The following is a 19,682-nucleotide window of genomic DNA, read 5'->3' on the forward strand; positions in this document are numbered from 1 at the left end:
CTGTTTTTTCGGGAGTCGTTTGATGCGTTGGGAAGTTGCTTGTTCTGATTTTGGGATAGATGCTCTTTGTGAAGAGGGGCCTCGCATCTCGTCAAAAGCTCTATGGCATCTACCTGAGGCTTACCAAGTTCAGCAAAATCCAGAATTTGAACTCTTCGAAGAAGAAGAGTTGTTGGGTTTTACGGCGTCTCTGGATTTTCGATGCGGTGGACCGGAAGAGCCTAAACGGATTTTGACTGAAAGCTGGACTTACTGCGGTATCAAGTCCTCGGGTGATTGGGACTTCAGTGGAACTCTTTTCTTGAATAGTGGGCACTTGTCATTCTGCTTTTTCCTTCCAGAACGCCAAATGGCTTCCCTTCATGCTAATCTATTGGCTGCGGTCGCGTCACCAAAGGCAATGAATTTTGTTATGCGCTTCAATGGACCGCTTATCATCGGAGATCGTAGCATCGCGGTCCAGCCGGAACTAAAGGAAAAGTGGTGGAACGGAGATTGTGAAATTGGACTGGTTGGTCATCCAAAGGTAAGCCTTGTCTTTGGTGATCTCGTTCCTCCGCACCCAACGTGGTCGGATTTGATTGCCCGCCATTCCCGAGAGATCTGATTTCCTCTGTAAGCCGGGACTCTCCGCATGCGTGGGCTGCATGCTTGCACGCACCACCCCGCCGCAAAGCAACGTGACATCACCCCCCCTACCGCCACCTTGAGCCCCTGACTCCGCCGACCAGCCCCAAATCCCTAACAAATCCTGAACGACATCCGCGAAATCCAAGGATTTCAACACCTTGCCCCCTCTTGCACGCGTGCAAGCCCGCTGATTTCGCGCGCCCCCTTTTCCCCGCCCCCAAAATCCCCCATCCTGGGCCGCAAAACGGAGCCCCAAATGTCCCTCCTCGCCCGCCTCTTCGGCAAAGCCCCCGCGAAAACCCAAGACCCCATCCTCCACAAGGACTGCCGCATCTTCCCCGAGCCGCAGAAGGCCCCCGGCGGCTTCCGCGTCGCTGCCCGGATCGAGAAGGACTTCGACGGGCAAACCCGGACCCACAACCTGATCCGCTCCGACATCCACGCCTCGCTCGATGACGCGACCGAGGCCTCCCTGGCCAAGGCCAGGCTCGCCATCGACCAGCTGGGCGACACGATCTTCTCCTGACCCCCACCTTGGTCGCCCTTGACCCGGGGCCGCCATCCCCTAGCCTCCGCCCAGGGAGGCCCATATGACCGACATCTCTTCCATCGACGCCGTCGAGACCCTGCTTGCATCCCAAGGCTATGTCCCGGGCCGGGCGCTTTCGACCGTCACCTTCCTCGCCCTGAAGCTCGGCCGGCCGCTCTTCCTCGAGGGCGAGGCCGGGACCGGCAAGACCGAGATCGCCAAGACCATCGCCCAGGCGCTCGGCCGCCGCCTGATCCGCCTGCAATGCTACGAGGGGCTGGATGCCACGACCGCCGTGGCCGATTGGAACTTCGCGGCCCAGATGGTCGCCCTTCGCACCGCCGAGGCCACCGGAGACCAGGACCGCGCCAGGCTGGAATCCGACCTCTTCTCCGACCGCTTCCTGATCGAACGGCCCCTCCTCGCCGCCATGCGCCCGCAACCCGGCGGCCCGCCCGTCCTCTTGATCGACGAGATCGACCGCACCGATGCGCCCTTCGAGGCCTTCCTCCTCGAGGCGCTTTCCGACTTCCAGGTCACCATCCCCGAGCTTGGCACGATCCGCGCCGAGACCCCGCCCATCGTCATCCTGACCTCGAACCGCACGCGCGAGGTCCATGACGCGCTCAAACGCCGCTGCCTTTACCACTGGGTCGATTACCCGGGCTTCGAACGCGAGATGCAGATCCTGCAGTCGCGCATCCCGGGGCTCAGCCAGACCCTCTCCGCCCAGGCCGTGGCCTTCGTCCAGCGCCTGCGCCGTGAGGATCTCTTCAAGCGGCCGGGGGTAGCCGAGACCATCGACTGGGCCAAGTGCCTCCTGGCTTTGGACGCCCTGACCCTCTCGCCCGAGGTCATCGGCGATACGCTCGGGGCCATCCTGAAATACCAGGACGACATCCAGCGCATCGAGGGCGCGCCCGCGAAGAAGATGCTGGACGAGATCCGCAGCCAGCTGGAAATGGCGTGATGGAGCTCCCGGAGCTGACCGTTCAGGACGACGGCAGGCTCGCCCAGAACATCACCCATTTCGCCCGGGCGCTGCGCAAGGCGGGCTTCCGGCTTGGCCCCGGCCGCATCCTTCAGGCGCTGGAGGCGGTCCAGGCCGCCCCTTTCACCTCCCGCGCCGATTTCTTCTGGACGCTGCATGCCTGCTTCGTCTCCAAGCCCGAAGAGCGCCTGGTCTTCGAACAGGTCTTCCGGCTTTACTGGCGCGATCCGCGTTACCTTGACCATATGATGAGCCTGATGCTGCCCCAGGTGAAGGGCTCTTACAACGAGCGCAAGGCTGCCCCCGGGGAAAAGCGCGCGGCCCAGTCGCTTCTGGACCTGCCCCCGCCTCCGCCCCAGGAAGAGGGCGAGGAGGAGATCGAGATCGATGCCTCGGCCACGGCGGCGGCGACCGAACGCCTGAGGACGCTCGATTTCGAACAGATGTCGGTGGAGGAAATCGCCGAGGCCAAAAGGATGCTCGCGCGGCTCACGCTGCCGGTGCAGCCGCTGGTGTCCCGCCGGATGACCCCCGGCGGCCAGGCGAGGGTCGACCGCGCCGCCACGATGCGCGCGGCCCTGCGGCGCGGCGACCTCGGGCGCTTGGCCTTTCAGAACCCCCGGCTGAAGTGGCCGAACCTGGTGGCGCTTTGCGATATCTCGGGCTCGATGAGCCAGTATTCCCGCATGGTGCTGCATTTCCTCCATGCCGTGATGAATGCGAGGGGGCAGGGCTGGGCCCAGGTCCATGCCTTCACCTTCGGCACCAGGCTGACCAACATCACCCGCCATCTGCATCAGCGCGACGTGGATGCCGCGCTGGCCGCTGCGGGGGCCGAGGCGCAGGACTGGCAGGGCGGCACGCGGATCGGCCAGTGCCTGCATGCCTTCAACCAGGACTGGAGCCGCCGCGTCCTGGGGCAGGGGGCGGTGGTCCTCCTGATCTCGGACGGGCTCGACCGCGACCCGCCCGAGGCGCTTTCCTTCGAGATGAAGCGCCTGAGCCTTTCGGCCCGCCGCCTGATCTGGGTGAACCCCCTCTTGCGCTGGGACGGCTTTCTGCCGAAAGCCCAAGGCATCCGCGCCATGCTGCCCCATTGCGACGCCTTCCGCGCGGGCCATTCCATCGCCACGCTCGAGGGCCTCGCCCGCGCCATCTCCGACCCCCAGGACCGGGGCGAGCGCGACCGGCTCCTCTCCCACTTGCGCGACGGCTGAAAAGAGGCACACTCCGCCCATGGAAAACTTCCCCGAACTGGCCCTTGAGTGGCACCGCGCAGGCCGTGGCGCCGTCCTTGCCACCGTGATCGAGACCTGGGGCTCGGCGCCGCGCCGCGTGGGGTCTCAGCTGGTGATCGATGGGCAGATGGCGATGGAGGGCTCGGTCTCGGGCGGCTGCGTCGAGGGCGCGGTGGTCGAAGAGGCCATGGTCGCGCTGGAGGACCTGCGCCCCCGCGTCCTGACCTTTGGCGTGACCGATGACCAGGCCTTCGCCGTGGGCCTAGCTTGCGGTGGCACGATCCGCATCCTCCTGGAGCCCCTGGGCGCCTTGCCCGAGGCGCTTCTGGCGGAACTCGTCGCGCATCGGGCGGCCCGGACGCCTGTGGCCTACCAGGTCAACCTTTCCACCTGGGAGCGCCGCCTCGTCGCTCCTGACGCGGAAACCGCCGCCCTTTTCCGCGCCGACAAGTCCGGGGTCACCGAGGACATCTTCACCCATATCCACAACCCGCCCCTGCGGCTTGCGGTGATCGGCGCGGTCCATATCGCTCAGCACCTGGTCCCCATGGCCCAGGCCTGCGGTTTCGACACGCTGGTCATCGACCCGCGTGAGGCCTTTGGCGCCGAGGCCCGTTTCCCCGGCACCAGGCTTTCGCATGATTGGCCGGACGAGGCGCTAACGGAATTCGCCCCCGACGCCCGCACCGCCATCGTGACCCTGACCCATGACCCCAAGCTCGACGACCCGGGGCTGAGGGCGGCCCTTGCCTCCCCCGCCTTCTACATCGGCTGCCTGGGCTCGACCCGCACCCATGCCAAACGTCTGGACCGCCTGCAGGGCCTGGACACATCCCGCCTGCGCGCGCCCGTGGGCCTGAACATCGGCGCGGCGACGCCGGCCGAAATCGCCGTCTCGATCCTGGCGCAGATCATCGAGAGCCTGCGCCGGCCATGAAATTCGGCCCCGTCCCCCGTGAAAGCGCCTTGGGCCATATCCTCGCCCATTCCGAACAGGGCGCCCAGGGCAAGATCCCCAAGGGCAAGGTCCTGACGGCGGAGGACCTGGCGGCGCTGTCGCACCTGGCCGAACTGACCACCGCCGAACTCGCCCCCGGCGATATCCCCGAGAACGAGGCCGCAGCCCTCTTGGCCAAGGCGCTCTTGCCCGATGACCCGGGCCTCGCCCTGACCCCCCCCCATGCGGGAAGGGTGAACCTGACCGCGACACGGCCCGGGATCCTGGCGCTGGACCCTGCCGAGGTCCTCGCCCTGAACCGCCTCGACCCGGCCTTGACGCTGGCCACCCTGCCGCTCCATGCCCGCGTCTCGCCCGGCACCCTGGTCGGCACGGTCAAGGTGATCACCTATGCCGTGGCGGGGGATAGCCTGGCCGAGGCGCTCCTCCGCGCCCCGAAGCTGCGCATCCTGCCCGTGACAAGGCCAAGCGCCTGCCTGATCCTGACCTCCACCGTCACCCCCGACAAGCTCTTGCAGAAGGGCCGCGACGCCATCGCGCGGCGCCTGGCGCGCCTCGGTATGACCCTCACCGAGACCCACCGCCTGCCCCATGACGAGCAAGCCATCGCCGAGGCCATCGCCGGCTCCTCCGCCGACCTGATCCTGATCCTGACCGGCGCCGCCACTTCCGACCTCTACGACACCGCCCCCCAGGCGCTCCGCCGTGCGGGCGGCCATGTCCAGCGCTTCGGCATGCCCGTCGACCCCGGCAACCTGCTCTTCCTGGGGAGCCTTGGCGCCACCCCTGTCATCGGCCTCCCCGGCTGCACCCGCTCCCCGGCGCTCAACGGCGCGGATTGGGTGCTGGAGCGCGTGGCCTGCGGCCTGCAAGTCACCGACGACGACATCGCCGCCATGGGAGTCGGCGGCCTGTTGAAGGAAATCCCGATCAGGGGCCAGCTCCGCGAAAAGCCCTGACCCCCCTTTCAACTTGGCCCAAATACTCTCTTGCCGCCAGTAAGGCTGCGGCCCCCCTTTCAATTTGGCCCAAATACTCCCTTGCGACCGATCCGCCGCGCCCCCGCCCCTTTCATACTTGCCCAAATATCCCGGGGGTTTGGGGGCAGCGCCCCCCTTCAGCCGTCCCGCAGAAACGCCGCCAGGGCCCCGGGCGCAATCGGCTTGGGCAGAACCCCCACCCGCCCGCCACGCAAGGCCTCCGACCGATCCGCCGTGATGAGCCTGACCGCCATGCCCGCCGCCCGCAAGCGCTCCGCCACCGCCAGCCCATCCATCCCCGCGCCCAAGCGGTAATCGATCAGCCCCCGGTCGGGCAGGATGCCGATCTCGTCCAAGAGCGCCAGCGCCTCCTCGCCCGAGGCGGCCTCGATGACCTGCACCCCCCAGCCCTCCAGCAAAAGCGCCAGCGCCCGGCGGAGTTCCGCGTCGTTTTCCACCAAGAGGACGATCAGGTCGCCCAGGCCCTGCGGAGCCCCCTCGGGCACCGCCACGGCCCGAAGCTCTCCCTCCGCCAGCGGCAGGGTCACCGCAAAGCGCGAGCCCCGCCCCAGCTCGGTGTCCAGCGCCAGGGGATGGCCCAGCAAAGCGCAGGCCCGCTCGACGATGGCAAGGCCAAGCCCCATCCCCTCGCTGGCCGAGGCCCGGGCGCCAAGCCGGTGGAACTCGCGGAAGATCGCCTGGCGCTCGGCCTGGGGTATCCCGGGCCCGGTGTCGATCACCTCGACCCGGACCGCGCCCGAGAGATGCCGCACCCCCACCAGGACCCGGCCCGACGCCGTATAGCGGATCGCATTGCCGATCAGGTTCTGCAGGATGCGCCGCAGATAGGTCGCATCCGAATCCACCACCGCGCCCGAGGCCAGGACCTTGAAGTCCAGCCCCTTGCGCGCCGCCATGGGTCCGAATTCATCCCGCAGCCGTGCAAGCAGGGGCCCCAGGGCCACTGCCCCCACATCCAGCGCCGCCCGCCCGCTCTCCAGCTTGGATATGTCCAAGAGCGCTGCCAGGATCTCCTCGACCGACGAGAGCGCATTGCGCGCTTTGATCACCGTCTCGCCCGCGCGCCAGGGCAGGGCCTCATCGGCGAGACTGGCCAGGAAGAGCTTCGCCGCCGACAAGGGCTGCAAGAGGTCATGGCTTGCGGCGGCGACGAACCGCGCGCGGGCGGCATTGGCCTGTTCGGCGCGGGCCAGGGCCTCGGCCAGCTCTTCGGTCCGCGCCGCCACCCGTCGCTCCAGCGTCTCGTTGGCCTCGGCCAGGGCGCGCTGGGCCACCCTTTCGGCGGTGATGTCCGAGAAGGAGACCACGAAGCCCCGATCCGGCATGTCCTGGCCCTGGACCGAGACGACATGGCCATTGGCTCGCATCAGCTCGAAGGCCAGGGCCGGGCGCGGCTCGCGCAGGGCGGCCCAGGCGGCAACCTGGGACAGCGTCGCCCCCCGCACCTCCATCCCCGCGACCTGGGCCAGAAGGGCTGCGAACTCCAGCCCCACGGGCAGGCGGGCCAGGGGCAAAGACAGAACCTCCGCCAGCCGCCGGTTGAAGCCCACGAGCCTTTCGCCCGCGTCAAAGACCCCCACCCCTTGCGTCAGGTGATCCAGCGTCGCCTTGACCCGGATCGCCTGGTCGTCCAGGAGCTTGCCGCGCTCCAGCCGCTCCGTGCGGATCACCTGGGTCAGGTCGGTGTGCAGGATCACCGTGCCGCCCTCGCCCGTCCGATGTTCGCTGACCTGGAGCCAGCGGTCCCCCGTCAGCGCCACGATGAAGGTGACGGCCCGGTCGGCGTGACGCTCCATCCGACGCCGCGCCCAGTCCTCGGGCGCCTCACCGGCCTGGCGCAAGAGGTCCTCCGAGAGCGAGACCGCGCGGACATAATCGGCAAAGGCCATGCCGGGTTTCAGCTGGCCATGGACATTGCGCAGGGGCCGGCCAAAGCGCGCATTGGCCAGGACCAGCCGGTCGGCGCCGTCAAACAGCGCAAAGCCGTCCTCGACCGTCTCGATGGCAGAGGCGAGGTTCCCGCGCGCGGCCTCGGCCTCGGCCATGGCCTCGCCCAGCCGGGCGTTCGAGCGGTTCAGCATGTCGAGCGCGCGTTCCAGGTCGGCAGTGCGGGCGCGGACCTGGTCTTCCAGAAGAACCGCGCGCTGAAACTGCGCATAGGCCGCGCCCTGGTCGTCACTGGCCTCCTCCACCCGGCGCATCAGGGCCTCGGCGATGGTGACAAGCTTGTCGCGGGAGACTTCCGGAGTATCGGAGGGGTTGATCAGCGGATGCATCATGCCTCCGGCGCGCAAGGCGCCCCCTCTGAGCCCGGCGCGTAAAGCGCCACGCCGGTCATCGTCTGGTTGACATGCAGCGCGCCGAACTGCTCGCCATAGGTCGAGAATCCCGTGACCCGATGGCGCTGCAAGATGCGCGAAAGCTCTCCGGCCACCTGTTTCTCCTCGGCCTCGATCCGGCGCAGGATGCAGTCGCAGGCCAGGATCGCCCCGGGCTGGCCCAGGCGGTCGAGCTCGTCTTCCAGGTGGCGGGCCATGTTCATCGGCTCGGCCAGGCGCAGCACCAGGCCCTCGTCGATGGCCGAGAAGAAGACCAGGTCGCCATTGGGCAGCATCCGCTGGATCGACCGCACATGATGCCGCCCCCCCAGGCGCACGACAACCGGATGGGCGGCAAAGGTAAAGGTCGTCAGCTGGCCAGGGTCCTTGCCCAGAAGCCGCGCATAGGCCAGCGCCGCGGGCTCGGCATTGATCTGGCGCACCACCCGGGCCGAGGGGTCCGCCTCGGTCACCACCATCCGCACCTCGGAAGGCACCAGGTGATCGAGCGAAAAGACCCTGACCCCGCAGGCGGTCCGCACGAAGGAGACCACCGCCGCATCGCGCCAGACCCTCCCCCCCGCGATGACGAAGGTCGCTCGGAAATCCAGCCCGTCGCCGGCCGATCCGCCGAACAAGGGCACCGGCCCAAGCCCCATGGCCAGCGCGGCGGCCAGCTCGTCCTCGCGCATGGACAGGCCATCGACCATGACGAAGGCGAACTCACCCGGCCAAAGCGGGCGCGCCTGGGCCAGCCTTTCGCGGGCCCGGATCAGCTCGGCCACCAGTCCCTCGCGCGAGATGCCGCCGAGGTCCGGCAGAAACACCGTCTCGACCGCGAAATGACTGGTGGGCAGGCCCAGGGCCACGACCGTCTCTTCGGTATAGCCCCCCGCCCCGATCTCTCCCGCCGTGGTGCAGCCCACGACCCTTGCCCCCGGCCAGGCCAGGGCCGCGCCCTGAGCGATTCGTCCGATCTCGGCCTTGGGCGAGCAAAAGAGCAGGACCTCGGCAAAGGGCCCCGGCCCCAGGCCCCGGGCCAAAGTCCCCGCCACATCCCCCGACCAGGCCGAGACCTCCGCCCGCCGCACCAGCTCTTCCATCCCGCCTCCCTCTCCCCTGGCATGCGCTGCCCCCGCCGCCACTTTCTCTTTCACACTGCTCAAATATCCCACGGGGGTCCGGGTGTGTGAAACCCCCGGCTTTGCCACGGGTCCGGGGGTGTGAAACCCCCGGCTTTGCCACGGGTCCGAGGGTGTGCCCCCCCAAGGCCCGCCCCCGCTCACCCCTCCAGGAGCTGCGTGAAATTGACCCCTCCCGCCATCAGGACCGCCTGGGTCCGGCTCGTCACCCCCAGCTTGCGCATGATCGCCGTGACATGGGCCTTGACCGTGGTCTCGGCCACCGACAGCTCCCAGGCGATGACCTTGTTGGGCTTGCCCGCGCAAATGCGTTGCAGGATCAAGGCCTGTTGCCGCGTCAGGGTCTTGAGCCGGGCGATGGTCTCGCCCTCGCCGGGGCCTTCAAGTCCGAGGCCCGGCTCATAGCCCTCGGGCGTGAAGACGCGTCCCGCGCCCAGGGCTTCGAAAGCCGCCGCAAAGGTCTCGCGCCCGGCGTGTTTCGGGATGAAGCCCTGCGCCCCCGCCGCCAGGGCCGCCGCGATGACCCTTGGCTCGGCCAGGGAGGAGACCACGACCAGCGGCACGTCGGGCGCCTCTTGCCGCAGGCGGATCAGACCCTCGAGCCCCGTCACGTCGGGCAGATGCAGGTCCAGGCAAATGACATCGGGTTTGACCGTCTTCAGCCGCTCCAGCGCATCGGCCAGCCGGTCTGCTATGGCGATCTCTTCGATGCCGATGAAATTCCTCAGGGTCAGCCCGAGCGCCTCGCCGAAGAGCGGATGATCCTCGACGATCAGGGCCGAGCGGAAGGGGGCGCGCGAAGGGTCCATGGGGCTATCCTATCACCCTGCGGCCCCGGGCCAAGCCCCCCCTTCTACGACTGAGGTCTAATGGCGCGGGCCTCGCGCAGGGGCTAGCCTGACCCAAAGGGAGGAACTTCATGGAACTGTCAGACAGCCGCCACATCGCGGCGCGTCCCGACGTGGTGTGGCCCGCGATCCTCGATCCCGAGGTCCTGGCCGCGTGCATCCCGGGCTGCGAGAGCCTGACCGGCTCGGTCGAGGCGGGATACGAGGCCGTCGTGGTGCAAAAGGTCGGGCCCGTGTCCGCCCGCTTTACCGGTGTCGTGACGCTTTCGGACATCGTGGCCGGGCAAAGCCTGACCATCACCGGAGAGGGCAAGGGCGGGGCTGCGGGCTTTGCCAAGGGTGGCGCGAAAGTGTCGCTGGCCCCGGATGGCGAGGGCACGCTTCTGACCTATGAGGTCAAGGCCAATGTCGGCGGCAAGCTCGCGCAACTGGGCTCGCGCATCATCGACGGGTTTACCAAGAAGCTCGCCGACCAGTTCTTCGAGAATTTCGCGGCCAAGGTCGGCGGGCCGCCCGACGCGAAAACGACGGAGCCGGAGCCCGAGGAGAAGAAGCAGGGCTGGCTCGGCCGGCTTTGGGGGAAAAAGGACACCGCCGCAGAGACGGCAGAGGGAGGAGACGCATGAAAGTATCACTGACCGTCAACGGGAAGCCCATGAGCGGAGAGGTCGAGGGCCGCACGCTCCTGTCGACCTTCCTGCGCGAGACCCTGAGCCTCACCGGCACCCATATCGGCTGCGACACCAGCCAATGCGGCGCCTGCACCGTGCATGTCGATGGCAAGCAGGTGAAATCCTGCACGATCTTTGCCGCTGACGTGGCAGGGGCGCAGGTCACCACGATCGAGGGCATGGCCAATGCCGATGGCACCCTGGGCCGCGTCCAGCAGGCATTCCAGGACCACCACGGGTTGCAATGCGGCTTCTGCACGCCGGGCATGGTGATGGCCTCGGCGGCCCTTCTGGCGGTCAACCCCAAGCCGACCGAGGCCGAGGTCCGCCACCACCTGGAGGGCAACATCTGCCGCTGCACCGGGTATCACAACATCGTCAAAGCAGTCATGGCCGCTTCCGGCCAGGACGTTTCCATGGCCGCGGAGTAAGCTCATGCCCAAGGATTTCGAAGCCAAGACCAGCGGGATCGGCGCCCCCATGAAGCGCCGCGAGGATATCCGCTTCCTGACCGGGCGGGGCGTCTATACCGATGACCTGAAGATCGCGGGCCAGACCTATGCGGTCTTCGTCCGCTCCCAGGTCGCCCATGGTCGCATCAAGGCGATCAACACCGAGGCGGCTGCGGCCATGCCCGGCGTGCTGGCGATCTTCACCGGCGAGGATTTCAAGGACGTCGGCGGCAATCCCGCGGGCTGGCTGATCAAGTCGCGCAATGGGGAACCCATGCGTGAGCCCAAGCGCCCGGTGCTGGCCCATGGCAAGGTCCGCCATGTCGGCGACGCCTATGCCGCCATCGTGGCCGAGACCTATGAGCAGGGGCGGGCGGCGGCTCAACAGCTGGCCGATGACACCGATATCGAGGAACTCCCCGCCATCATCGACATGAAGGCTGCGGCGGCGGATGCGTCAAACCGCGTCCATGACGAGATCCCGGACAATCTCTGCTATGACTGGGGCTGGATCGAGGACAACCGCGCCAAGGTCGAAGAGGTCTTCGCCAAGGCCCCCCATGTGACCACGCTGGAGCTGGTGAACAACCGCCTGGTGCCGAACGCCATGGAGCCGCGCGCAAGCATCGGCGAATATTTCCCCGGCACCGGGGATTACAAGCTGACCACGACCTCGCAGAACCCCCACCTGACGCGGCTTCTGGTGGCGGCCTTCGTCCTGGGCATCCCCGAGAACAAGCTGACCGTGGTGGCCCCCGATGTCGGCGGCGGCTTCGGCTCCAAGATCTACCACTACGGCGAAGAGGCCCTGGTGCTGGCGGCGGCCAAGAAACTCGGTCGCCCGGTGCGCTGGACGGCGGAACGCTCGGAAAGCTTCCTGTCTGACGCCCATGGCCGCGACCATGTCACCAAGATCGAACTGGCCTGCGAGAAGGACGGCACTTTCCTCGCCTTCCGGACCGAGACCTATGCGAATGTCGGCGCCTACCTGTCCAATTTCGCGACCGTCACGCCGACCTTCCTGCACGGCACGCTGATGGCTGGCCCCTACAAGGTCCCCCATGTCTATGTGAACGTGAAGACGGTCTTCACCAACACCGCCCCGGTCGACGCCTATCGCGGCGCGGGCCGCCCCGAGGCGACCTTCAGCCTCGAACGCGTGGTCGATCAGATGTGCCGCGAGCTGGGCCTCGACCCCTTCGAGGTCCGCCGCAAGAACTTCATCACCCCCGACATGTTCCCCTACACGACCCCGGTGGGCCTCGCCTATGACACGGGCAACTACCAGGCCACGCTGGATAAAGTCATCGAGATCGCCGATGTCGCGGGCTTCGAGGCGCGCCGTCAGGCCAGTGCCAAGAAGGGCAAGCTGAGGGGCCTTGGCCTCTCCACCTGGATCGAGGCCTGCGGCATCGCGCCCTCTCACCTCGTGGGCATCCTCGGCGCCCGTGTCGGCCTTTACGACGCGGCGACCGTGCGGGTGAATGCGACCGGCAATATCTCGATCATGGTCGGCGCCCACAGCCATGGGCAGGGGCATGAGACGGTCTTCGCCCAGATCGCGGCGGAGAAGCTCGGGGTTCCCGAGTCTTCTATCGAGATCGTCCATGGCGACACCTCCAAAATCCCCTTCGGCATGGGCTCCTATGGCTCGCGGTCGCTCGCGGTTTGCGGCGTCGCCATGACCAAGGCCATCGACAAGATCGTCGCCAAGGGCAAGAAGATCGCGGCCCATATGCTCGAGGCCTCGGAAGCCGATATCACCTTCGAGGCCGGCAAGTTCCAGGTGGCTGGCACCGACAAGGCGAAAACCTTCGGCGAGATCGCCTTCTCGGCCTACGTCCCCCACAACTACCCCTTGGAGACCCTGGAACCGGGCCTCGAGGAGACCGCCTTCTACGACCCCGCCAACTTCACCTATCCCGCAGGTGCTTACCTGTGTGAAGCCGAGGTCGACCCCGACACCGGCAAGGTGACGATCGAGGCCTTCCACTGCGCCGACGACTTCGGCAACGTGATGAACCCGATGATCGTCGAGGGCCAGGTCCATGGCGGCGTCGGTCAGGGCATCGGCCAGGCGCTCTTGGAGAGCACGACCTATGACGAGACCGGCCAGCTCCTGACCGGCTCCTACATGGATTACGCCATGCCAAGGGCCAGCGACGTTCCCTTCTACAACGTCGACTATTCCTGCCAGACGCCCTGCACGCACAATCCTCTGGGCGTGAAGGGCTGCGGCGAGGCGGGGGCCATCGGCTCGCCCCCCGCCGTCGTCAACGCCGTGATCGACGCCCTGCACCGGGGCGGGATCACCCACGTCAAACATATCGACATGCCCGTCAGCCCCCAGCGGGTCTGGGCGGCGATCCAGGGCTGAGGAGGGTCAAATGCAAAACTTCGACTTCGTGAAACCCGCCTCGGTGGCGGAAGCGGTTGCGGCGCTGGGCGCCCCGGGGGCTCAGGCTCTGTCGGGTGGCCAGACGCTGATTGCCTCGATGAAACAGAACCTTGCTGCGCCCTCGGTGCTGGTCTCTCTGACCGGGATCGCTGCGCTGAAAGGGGTGTCGGTGGCGGGGGGCGTCATGACCGTGGGCGCGGCCACGACCCATGCCGAGGTCGCCAAGGCCGCCGCCGGGGTCTTCCCGGGCCTCGCCACGCTGGCGGGCGGAATCGGTGACCCCGCGGTCAGGAACCGCGGCACCATCGGCGGCTCGGTCGCCAACAACGACCCGGCCGCCTGCTACCCTTCGGCGGTCCTCGCCTGCGGGGCGACCGTGGTCACCAACCGCCGCGAGATCGCGGCCGACGACTTCTTCCAGGGCATGTTCACCACCGCCCTGGAGGAAGGCGAGATCATCGTCGCGGTGCGCTTCCCCATCCCCGAGCGCGCGGCCTATGCCAAGTTCGAACAGCCCGCCTCGCGCTTCTCCCTGACCGGGGTCTTCGTGGCGAAATACGGCGCAAAGGTGCGGGTTGCGGTCACTGGAGCCTCCAACGATGGCGTCTTCCGCTGGAGCGAGGGAGAGGCCGCCCTCTCGGCCAATTACGACGCTTCGGCGGTCAAGGGGCTGAAGGTCTCGCCCGATGGCATGATCGCCGACCTCCACGGCACCCCCGCCTACCGCGCCAACCTGGTCGCGGTGATGACGGCCCGGGCGGTGGCTGCGTCGTAAGGGGTGGAAAACCGGATGAAAAGGGGGGCCTCGGCCTCCCTTTTTGCTTTGGATCAAGGTGCGAGGCCGTCAGGCCCTGCAAGCTGTCCCCAGCGAAACAGGCAGGAGGCAGCGATGCGCAAGGGACTATTCATGGGGATTTTGGCGCTGGCGGCCTGCGTGCCGGGGCAGGGGCCCGTCTCGCATATGCAAGGCGCCGCCGATTTCAACGAGCTCTGCGCGCCCTGCCATGGGTCGGATGCCAAGGGCCATGGGCCGCTGGCGCAAGGCCTCGACCACCCGCCCGCCGATCTGACGGGGCTGGCCTCGCACAACGGCGGGGTTTTTCCTGCGGCTTATGTGATGAGCAAGATCTGGGGCTATGAGCGGGGCGCCGCGCCCTCCGAGATCATGCCGAAGTTCGAACCGCTGATGGAGAGCAAGACGGTGCTCTTCGACAGCGGCGACGGGATTGCGACGCCGACGCCGGAGAGGCTGGTGGAGATCGCGAATTACTTGGCGAGTGTGCAGGAGTAGGGCGGGTGAAACCCACCGCTCCGGGAGCCCCGGGGTATACCCCGGGCTACGCGGCGGGGAGAGAGCGCCGGGAGTGCCGCCCTTACGCGGTTGGGTGCGTGATTTCACGCACCGCTTTGAGGATAAAGTTTTGCACTTATAATCTTCCTTCTAAACTTAATTCGCGCTCAAAGGATGCCCGCTCAAACGTATCGAATCCATCCTTTGCTTCCACGGGAAGATGAAGTTCTCTAAGGGTCCATTGATTTCCGTCTTCATCCTGATAACTCATTATCAGAGAGACTGGCTTGCGGAATCTTGGCCCATGAATGATGTCGATTGCGTTCAGAGCTTTGCTTGCCCATCCACGCTCTATGTAGCGTTCAAAATGTTCGCAAATCACTTCTGGACCATCGAATGCTCTAACTTGAAAGTTCGATGCAGAATTCCCAATATTGCTAACCCTAAGGCAGTATCTAAACTCGTTCCCGCCGATTGTGGAAAGCACTTCAAACCGTGCCACGATCACGGGTTGAATTCGTATTTTCCTCGCTTGTTCCTCGCGGTGAACGCGTTCGCGTTCTTCTTGCAGTTGCTCGCGTGTCAGTGAAACGAGCTCTTTCTGCTGATAAACAGAATCATTTAGCTCTCGAGCTTGCAAATTAAGAGCATCGACGCTGTTCTGAAGCTCTCTGCTTTGTTGGAAAAAGCCTAAAATCAGCCAAAGAATGCCAATGGGCCCAAGAACTCCTGCAAGGAAATCTCCGAGCTCATTCAGCTTCAGTGACGTGAATTCTTCGACTTTGATGAAGACAATCACGGTTACGGTTAGAACGTAGGCACAGGTTACACTGAGCCCGATCCAATTTAAACTGGATGATTTAAACATCCAACTCCTCCACGAACCGCGCGTTTTCCTGGATATACTGGAAGCGCAGCTCCGGCTTCTTCCCCATCAGCCGCTCCACCAGGTCGCCCGTATCCCCCGGCTCATCCTCGGTGATCGTCACGCGGATCAGTTTCCGCGTTGCGGGGTTCATCGTCGTGTCCTTCAGGTCCTTGGCATCCATCTCGCCCAGGCCCTTGAAGCGCTGGACGTCGATTTTCCCCTTGCCGCCCAGACCCTTGGCCAGGTGCAGCTCCTTTTCGGCATCATCCGCCACATAAATCCGCCGCGCCCCCTGCGTCAGCCGATACAGAGGCGGGCAGGCCAGATACAGATGCCCCTTGTCGATCAAGGGCCGCATCTGGCTGAAGAAAAACGTCATCAGAAGCGAGGCGATATGCGCCCCGTCCACGTCGGCATCGGTCATGATGATGATCTTGTCATAGCGCAGGTCATCGACATTGAACCGCGTCCCCATCGAGACGCCCAAAGCCTCGCAGATATCCCGGATTTCCGCATTATCCCCCAATTTCGAGGAGGCCGCCCCCAAAACGTTCAGGATCTTCCCCTTCAAGGGCAAGAGAGCCTGCGTCTCCCGATTCCGCGCCGCTTTCGCGGACCCACCCGCCGAATCCCCCTCGACGATGAAAAGCTCCGTCCCCTCGCGGTTCTTGGCGGAACAATCCGTCAATTTCCCCGGCAAGCGCAGCCGTTTCGTGGCCGTCTTGCGCGCGGTCTCTTTCTCCTGCCGCCGCTTCAGCCGCTCTTCCGCCCGCAGGATCAGGAAATCCAGAATTGCGCCGGCCGATTTGGTGTCGGAGGCCAGCCAATTGTCGAAATGGTCGCGCACCGCGCCCTCGACATAGCGCGCGGCCTCTTCGGTCGCCAGGCGGTCCTTGGTCTGGCCCACGAATTGCGGCTCGCGGATAAAGCAGCTCACCAGCGCACAGCCGCCCGTCAGCAAATCCTCCCGCGTGATCAATTCCGTCTTGCGGTTCTTGGCGAGGTCCCCATAGGCCCGAATCCCCTTCAGGATCGCGGCCCAGAACCCCGTCTCATGCGTGCCACCTTCGGGCGTCGGCACGGTATTGCAATAGCTCTGGATGAAGCCATCCCGCGCCGGCGTCCAATTGATCGCCCATTCGACCGAGCCCGGGACGTTATACTTCTCGGGAAAGCCAACCTTGCCGGCAAAGGGCCGGTCGGCATAGGTCGTGGTCTTCTCCAGCGTATCCGACAGATAATCCGCCAAGCCCCCGGGGAAGTGAAACACCGCCTCCATCGGCGTATCGCCATCCGCCACGGCCGATTTCCAGCGGATTTCGACGCCCGAGAACAGGTAAGCCTTCGACCGCACCAACTTCAACAGCCGAGAGGGCCGGAAGGACTGCGAGCCGAAGATCTGCGGATCGGGATGGAAGGTGATCGACGACCCCCGCCGATTGGGCGCCGCCCCCACTTTGGCGATGGGCGCCAGCGCCTTGCCGCGCGAGAAGGACTGCCGGTAAAGCTCCTTGTTCTTGGCGACCTCGACCTCCAGCCGGTCCGAGAGCGCATTCACCACGGAAGAGCCCACCCCATGCAGGCCTCCGGAGGTCTCATAGGCCTTGCCGTTGAACTTGCCGCCCGAGTGGAGCGTGCAGAAGATCACCTCGAGCGCGGACTTGTCGGGGAACTTCGGATGCGGATCGACCGGGATGCCGCGGCCGTTGTCCACCACGGTCAAGGAGCCATCCTCGTGCAGATGCACCTCGATCCGCGTCGCATGGCCCGCCACGGCCTCGTCCATGGCATTGTCGATGATCTCGGCCGCGAGGTGGTGATAGGCCCGCTCGTCGATGCCGCCGATATACATGCCCGGCCGCAGTCGGACGGCCTCCAGCGGCTCCAGCACCTCGATGGAGGAGGCGTCATAGGTCTCGGTTTGGCCAAGAAGGTCGGACATGGGGGCACCCTTTCAAGAGGTAACCATTAGACCATCCGACCAAGGGCAACGCAAGGGATGGGGCCAAGACCGAAGCCAATCCGCAAGGCCTCGAAACCGCTTTCAGCTTGGCCCAAATACTCACGGGGTTTCCAAAGGGGGCCGTGGCCCCCTTTGGGCAGGGGGCTCGGGGGACAGCAGTCCCCCGAATGCGGGGGGTGCGGGGGGCGGCAGCCCCCCGCTTCCTCCTTGCGGGGCCAAGGGCGCAAGCCCGCCCGGCCCCGCAAGGATCACAAGGGCTCCGCCTCGCGCGCCGCCCACATCTTCTGGAAGGCCGGCCGCGCCTGGGCCCTTGCGAGCCAGGCCTTCACCGCCGGGAATTCGTCCATCAGAGCCCCATGGGCCGCCGCATAGCGCACGCATTCGGCCACGTTCAGGTCCCCCACGGTAAAGCGCCCGCCCACCAGCCAGTCCTCTTTCAGCGCCCCCGCCAGGTATCCCAGGGGCCGGCGCAGCTTCTCGGCCGAGATCGCGACAAAGGCCTCGGCCTCGGCCGTCTTCATCCCCTTGTCCAGCGTCATGCGGATGTCCAGCGCCGGACCCTCCACCGCCGTCGCGGCAAAGAGCGACCATTGCTCCATCAGCGCGCTTTCGGCGTCCGACGCGGGCCCCAGCGCCCCGCCATACCGCCGCGCCAGGTACATGGTGATGGCCAGGCTCTCGGACAGCGTCAGCGCGCCATCGACCAGGACAGGGATCTGCCCGATCGGGTTGACCGCCAGGAACTCCGGCGAGGCGGTGTTCAGGGGCGCATCCGGCGCCTTGGGCTGGTTCAGCCGATAGGACTGGATGACGGGCACATGGGTGAAAGGCGTCCCCGTCTCGGCCAGAAGCCAAAGGGGGCGGGTCGCGCGGGAGCGGTAGCAGCCGTAAAGCGTGATCATGGGAACCTCCAAAGCCAGACCAAGCTAAGGGGCGCGGCGTCCAAGGGGAAGAGGACTGGACGTTGATATTTTGTGCAGTTAGACAGCGGCATGGCCCGGAAATTCATCCCCCACGCAAAGGCGCTTTTGGCGCTGGGTTTGCCCATCGTCGGCTCTCACCTGGCGCAGATGATGCTGCATGTCACCGACACGATGCTTCTGGGCCGCTATGGTGTCTCCGAGCTTGCGGCGGTGACCCTGGCGGGATCGGCCTTCTTCGTCCTCTTCATCCTGGGCGCGGGATTTGCCCAGGGGGTCATGCCGCTGGTCGCCTCGGCCATGGGGCGCGGGGCCGAGGTCGAGGTGCGGCGCGACGTGCGCATGGGGCTCTGGCTCTCGATCCTGTATGGCGTCGCGATCTATCCGCTCTTCTGGGTGGCTGAAACCTGGCTGCGGGCGCTTGGCCAGACCGCCGATGTCGCGCGGCTGGGTCAGGAGTTCCTGCGCATCGCGGGGCCCGGCATGGTGCCCGCGCTGATCGTCATGACGCTGAAGAGCTATCTTTCGGCCATGGGAAGGACCCAGGTCGTTTTGTGGATCACCATCGGGGCCGTCGGGTTGAACCTCCTGGTGGGATGGGCCCTGATCTTCGGGCGGCTGGGCCTGCCGGAGCTTGGCGTCGAGGGGGCGGCCATTGCCACGCTGACGGTCCAGGTCTTCAGCGCCCTGGCCCTGGCGCTTTATGCTCATCGCCAGCCGAGCCTGCGCCAGCACCAGGTCTTCCGCCGCTTCTGGCGCCCCGACACCGCCGCCTTGGCCCGGGTCTTCCGCCTGGGTTGGCCCATCGGGGTGACGGGCCTCGCGGAGAGCGGGCTCTTCTCGGGCGCAAGCCTTATGATGGGCTGGATCTCCGAGGTCGCGCTGGCCGCCCATGGCATCGCCATGCAGGTGGCCGCCCTGGCCTTCATGGTGCATCTGGGGCTTTCGAATGCCGCCACGGTTCTGGCGGGGCGGGCCGAAGGCGCAGGCAATGCGCGCGGCCTGCGGGATGTGGCGCTGACCTCGATCCTGATGTCCTTCGGTTTTGGCGCCGTGATGATCGTCGTCTTCCTGGCGATGCCGCTGCCGATCCTCAGCCTCTTCCTTGACACCGCCAAACCGGAATCGGACGAGATATTGACGCTTGGCGTGACGCTCTTGGCCCTGGCCGCGCTGTTCCAGTTGGGGGATGCGATGCAGGTCATGGCCCTGGGCCTCTGCCGGGCGCTGCGTGACACCCGCGTGCCGATGATCATGGCGGCCTTCAGCTATTGGGGCGTGGGCATCCCCTGCAGCTATCTCTTGGGCTTCCACTTCGGCCTTGGCGCCGAGGGGATATGGCTGGGCCTGGTCCTGGGCCTGGCTTTCGCCTCGGGCAGCCTGATGGTGCGATTCTGGCGCGAGGCTCCGGAGGCGTAAAAGACCCGGGGTATACCCCGGGCTACGCTGCGGACCAATAGCGAC

Annotated in this window: 18 protein-coding genes; 12 read left to right on the top strand and 6 right to left on the bottom strand. The window is 66.1% G+C overall.

The annotated features are described in order from the left end of the window. Positions 1-22 precede the first annotated feature (22 nt). The 6 genes from GV832_RS05970 (at position 23) to GV832_RS05995 (ending at position 5,305) form a co-directional block, all read left to right on the top strand. On the top strand, positions 23-607 hold the full coding sequence (locus GV832_RS05970) for a hypothetical protein (protein WP_168773917.1): 585 nt from the start codon (positions 23-25) through the stop codon (positions 605-607). Between the two features lie 279 nt (positions 608-886). Then, positions 887-1,156 carry an HlyU family transcriptional regulator gene (locus GV832_RS05975; RefSeq protein ID WP_168773918.1) on the top strand — a complete coding sequence of 90 codons (270 nt, stop codon included), beginning with the start codon at positions 887-889 and terminating at the stop codon, positions 1,154-1,156. 64 nt (positions 1,157-1,220) lie between these two features. Next, positions 1,221-2,129: an AAA family ATPase gene (locus tag GV832_RS05980; protein ID WP_168773919.1), complete on the top strand. Its 909-nt coding sequence runs from the start codon at positions 1,221-1,223 to the stop codon at positions 2,127-2,129. Continuing rightward, positions 2,126-3,367, top strand: a complete 1,242-nt coding sequence (locus tag GV832_RS05985; RefSeq protein ID WP_435531742.1) for a vWA domain-containing protein — start codon at positions 2,126-2,128, stop codon at positions 3,365-3,367. Before GV832_RS05980 ends, GV832_RS05985 begins: the two co-directional genes overlap by 4 nt. Before the next feature lie 19 nt (positions 3,368-3,386). Next, on the top strand, positions 3,387-4,325 hold the full coding sequence (locus GV832_RS05990; RefSeq protein ID WP_168773921.1) for an XdhC family protein: 939 nt from the start codon (positions 3,387-3,389) through the stop codon (positions 4,323-4,325). Then, positions 4,322-5,305 (top strand): molybdopterin-binding protein, encoded by a 984-nt coding sequence (locus GV832_RS05995; RefSeq protein ID WP_168773922.1) that lies wholly within the window; start codon positions 4,322-4,324, stop codon positions 5,303-5,305. The genes GV832_RS05990 and GV832_RS05995 overlap by 4 nt, the downstream gene beginning before the upstream one ends. Before the next feature lie 158 nt (positions 5,306-5,463). Here the strand turns inward: GV832_RS05995 and GV832_RS06000 are convergent, their stop codons facing one another. From GV832_RS06000 to GV832_RS06010, 3 genes are all read right to left on the bottom strand, one after another. Beyond that, on the bottom strand, positions 5,464-7,626 hold the full coding sequence (locus GV832_RS06000; RefSeq protein ID WP_168773923.1) for a hybrid sensor histidine kinase/response regulator: 2,163 nt from the start codon (positions 7,624-7,626) through the stop codon (positions 5,464-5,466). Then, a complete protein-coding gene (locus GV832_RS06005; RefSeq protein WP_168773924.1) occupies positions 7,623-8,768 on the bottom strand; it encodes an FIST N-terminal domain-containing protein in 1,146 nt (381 codons plus the stop codon). Before GV832_RS06005 ends, GV832_RS06000 begins: the two co-directional genes overlap by 4 nt. Before the next feature lie 179 nt (positions 8,769-8,947). Continuing rightward, complete coding sequence (locus tag GV832_RS06010; RefSeq protein WP_168773925.1) at positions 8,948-9,616, bottom strand: response regulator transcription factor; 669 nt, start codon at positions 9,614-9,616, stop codon at positions 8,948-8,950. A gap of 110 nt (positions 9,617-9,726) precedes the next feature. Between GV832_RS06010 and GV832_RS06015 the strand changes: the two genes are divergently transcribed. From GV832_RS06015 to GV832_RS06035, 5 genes are all read left to right on the top strand, one after another. Beyond that, entirely contained in the window at positions 9,727-10,281 is a 555-nt protein-coding gene (locus GV832_RS06015) for an SRPBCC family protein (protein WP_168773926.1), read from the top strand. Beyond that, a complete protein-coding gene (locus tag GV832_RS06020) occupies positions 10,278-10,757 on the top strand; it encodes a (2Fe-2S)-binding protein (protein WP_168773927.1) in 480 nt (159 codons plus the stop codon). Before GV832_RS06015 ends, GV832_RS06020 begins: the two co-directional genes overlap by 4 nt. Before the next feature lie 4 nt (positions 10,758-10,761). Next, on the top strand, positions 10,762-13,155 hold the full coding sequence (locus GV832_RS06025) for a xanthine dehydrogenase family protein molybdopterin-binding subunit (protein WP_168773928.1): 2,394 nt from the start codon (positions 10,762-10,764) through the stop codon (positions 13,153-13,155). A 10-nt stretch (positions 13,156-13,165) separates the two neighbouring features. Then, complete coding sequence (locus tag GV832_RS06030; protein WP_168773929.1) at positions 13,166-13,951, top strand: FAD binding domain-containing protein; 786 nt, start codon at positions 13,166-13,168, stop codon at positions 13,949-13,951. 114 nt (positions 13,952-14,065) lie between these two features. Beyond that, positions 14,066-14,467 carry a c-type cytochrome gene (locus GV832_RS06035; RefSeq protein WP_168773930.1) on the top strand — a complete coding sequence of 134 codons (402 nt, stop codon included), beginning with the start codon at positions 14,066-14,068 and terminating at the stop codon, positions 14,465-14,467. A gap of 136 nt (positions 14,468-14,603) precedes the next feature. On the opposite strand, the gene GV832_RS06040 is transcribed toward GV832_RS06035, so the two are convergent. The 3 genes from GV832_RS06040 to GV832_RS06050 form a co-directional block, all read right to left on the bottom strand. Continuing rightward, positions 14,604-15,335, bottom strand: coding sequence for a hypothetical protein (locus GV832_RS06040; RefSeq protein WP_168773931.1), 732 nt, complete (start codon positions 15,333-15,335; stop codon positions 14,604-14,606). Further along, positions 15,328-17,277: a DNA topoisomerase IV subunit B gene (gene parE, locus GV832_RS06045; protein WP_168773932.1), complete on the bottom strand. Its 1,950-nt coding sequence runs from the start codon at positions 17,275-17,277 to the stop codon at positions 15,328-15,330. Before parE ends, GV832_RS06040 begins: the two co-directional genes overlap by 8 nt. A gap of 269 nt (positions 17,278-17,546) precedes the next feature. After that, on the bottom strand, positions 17,547-18,200 hold the full coding sequence (locus GV832_RS06050; RefSeq protein ID WP_168773933.1) for a glutathione S-transferase family protein: 654 nt from the start codon (positions 18,198-18,200) through the stop codon (positions 17,547-17,549). A gap of 90 nt (positions 18,201-18,290) precedes the next feature. Here GV832_RS06050 and GV832_RS06055 point away from each other — a divergent pair, with 90 nt between their 5' ends. Beyond that, positions 18,291-19,637: an MATE family efflux transporter gene (locus tag GV832_RS06055; protein ID WP_168773934.1), complete on the top strand. Its 1,347-nt coding sequence runs from the start codon at positions 18,291-18,293 to the stop codon at positions 19,635-19,637. Positions 19,638-19,682 lie beyond the last annotated feature (45 nt).

It is taken from the genome of Stagnihabitans tardus, assembly GCF_009925085.1.
Taxonomy (GTDB): domain Bacteria; phylum Pseudomonadota; class Alphaproteobacteria; order Rhodobacterales; family Rhodobacteraceae; genus Stagnihabitans; species Stagnihabitans tardus.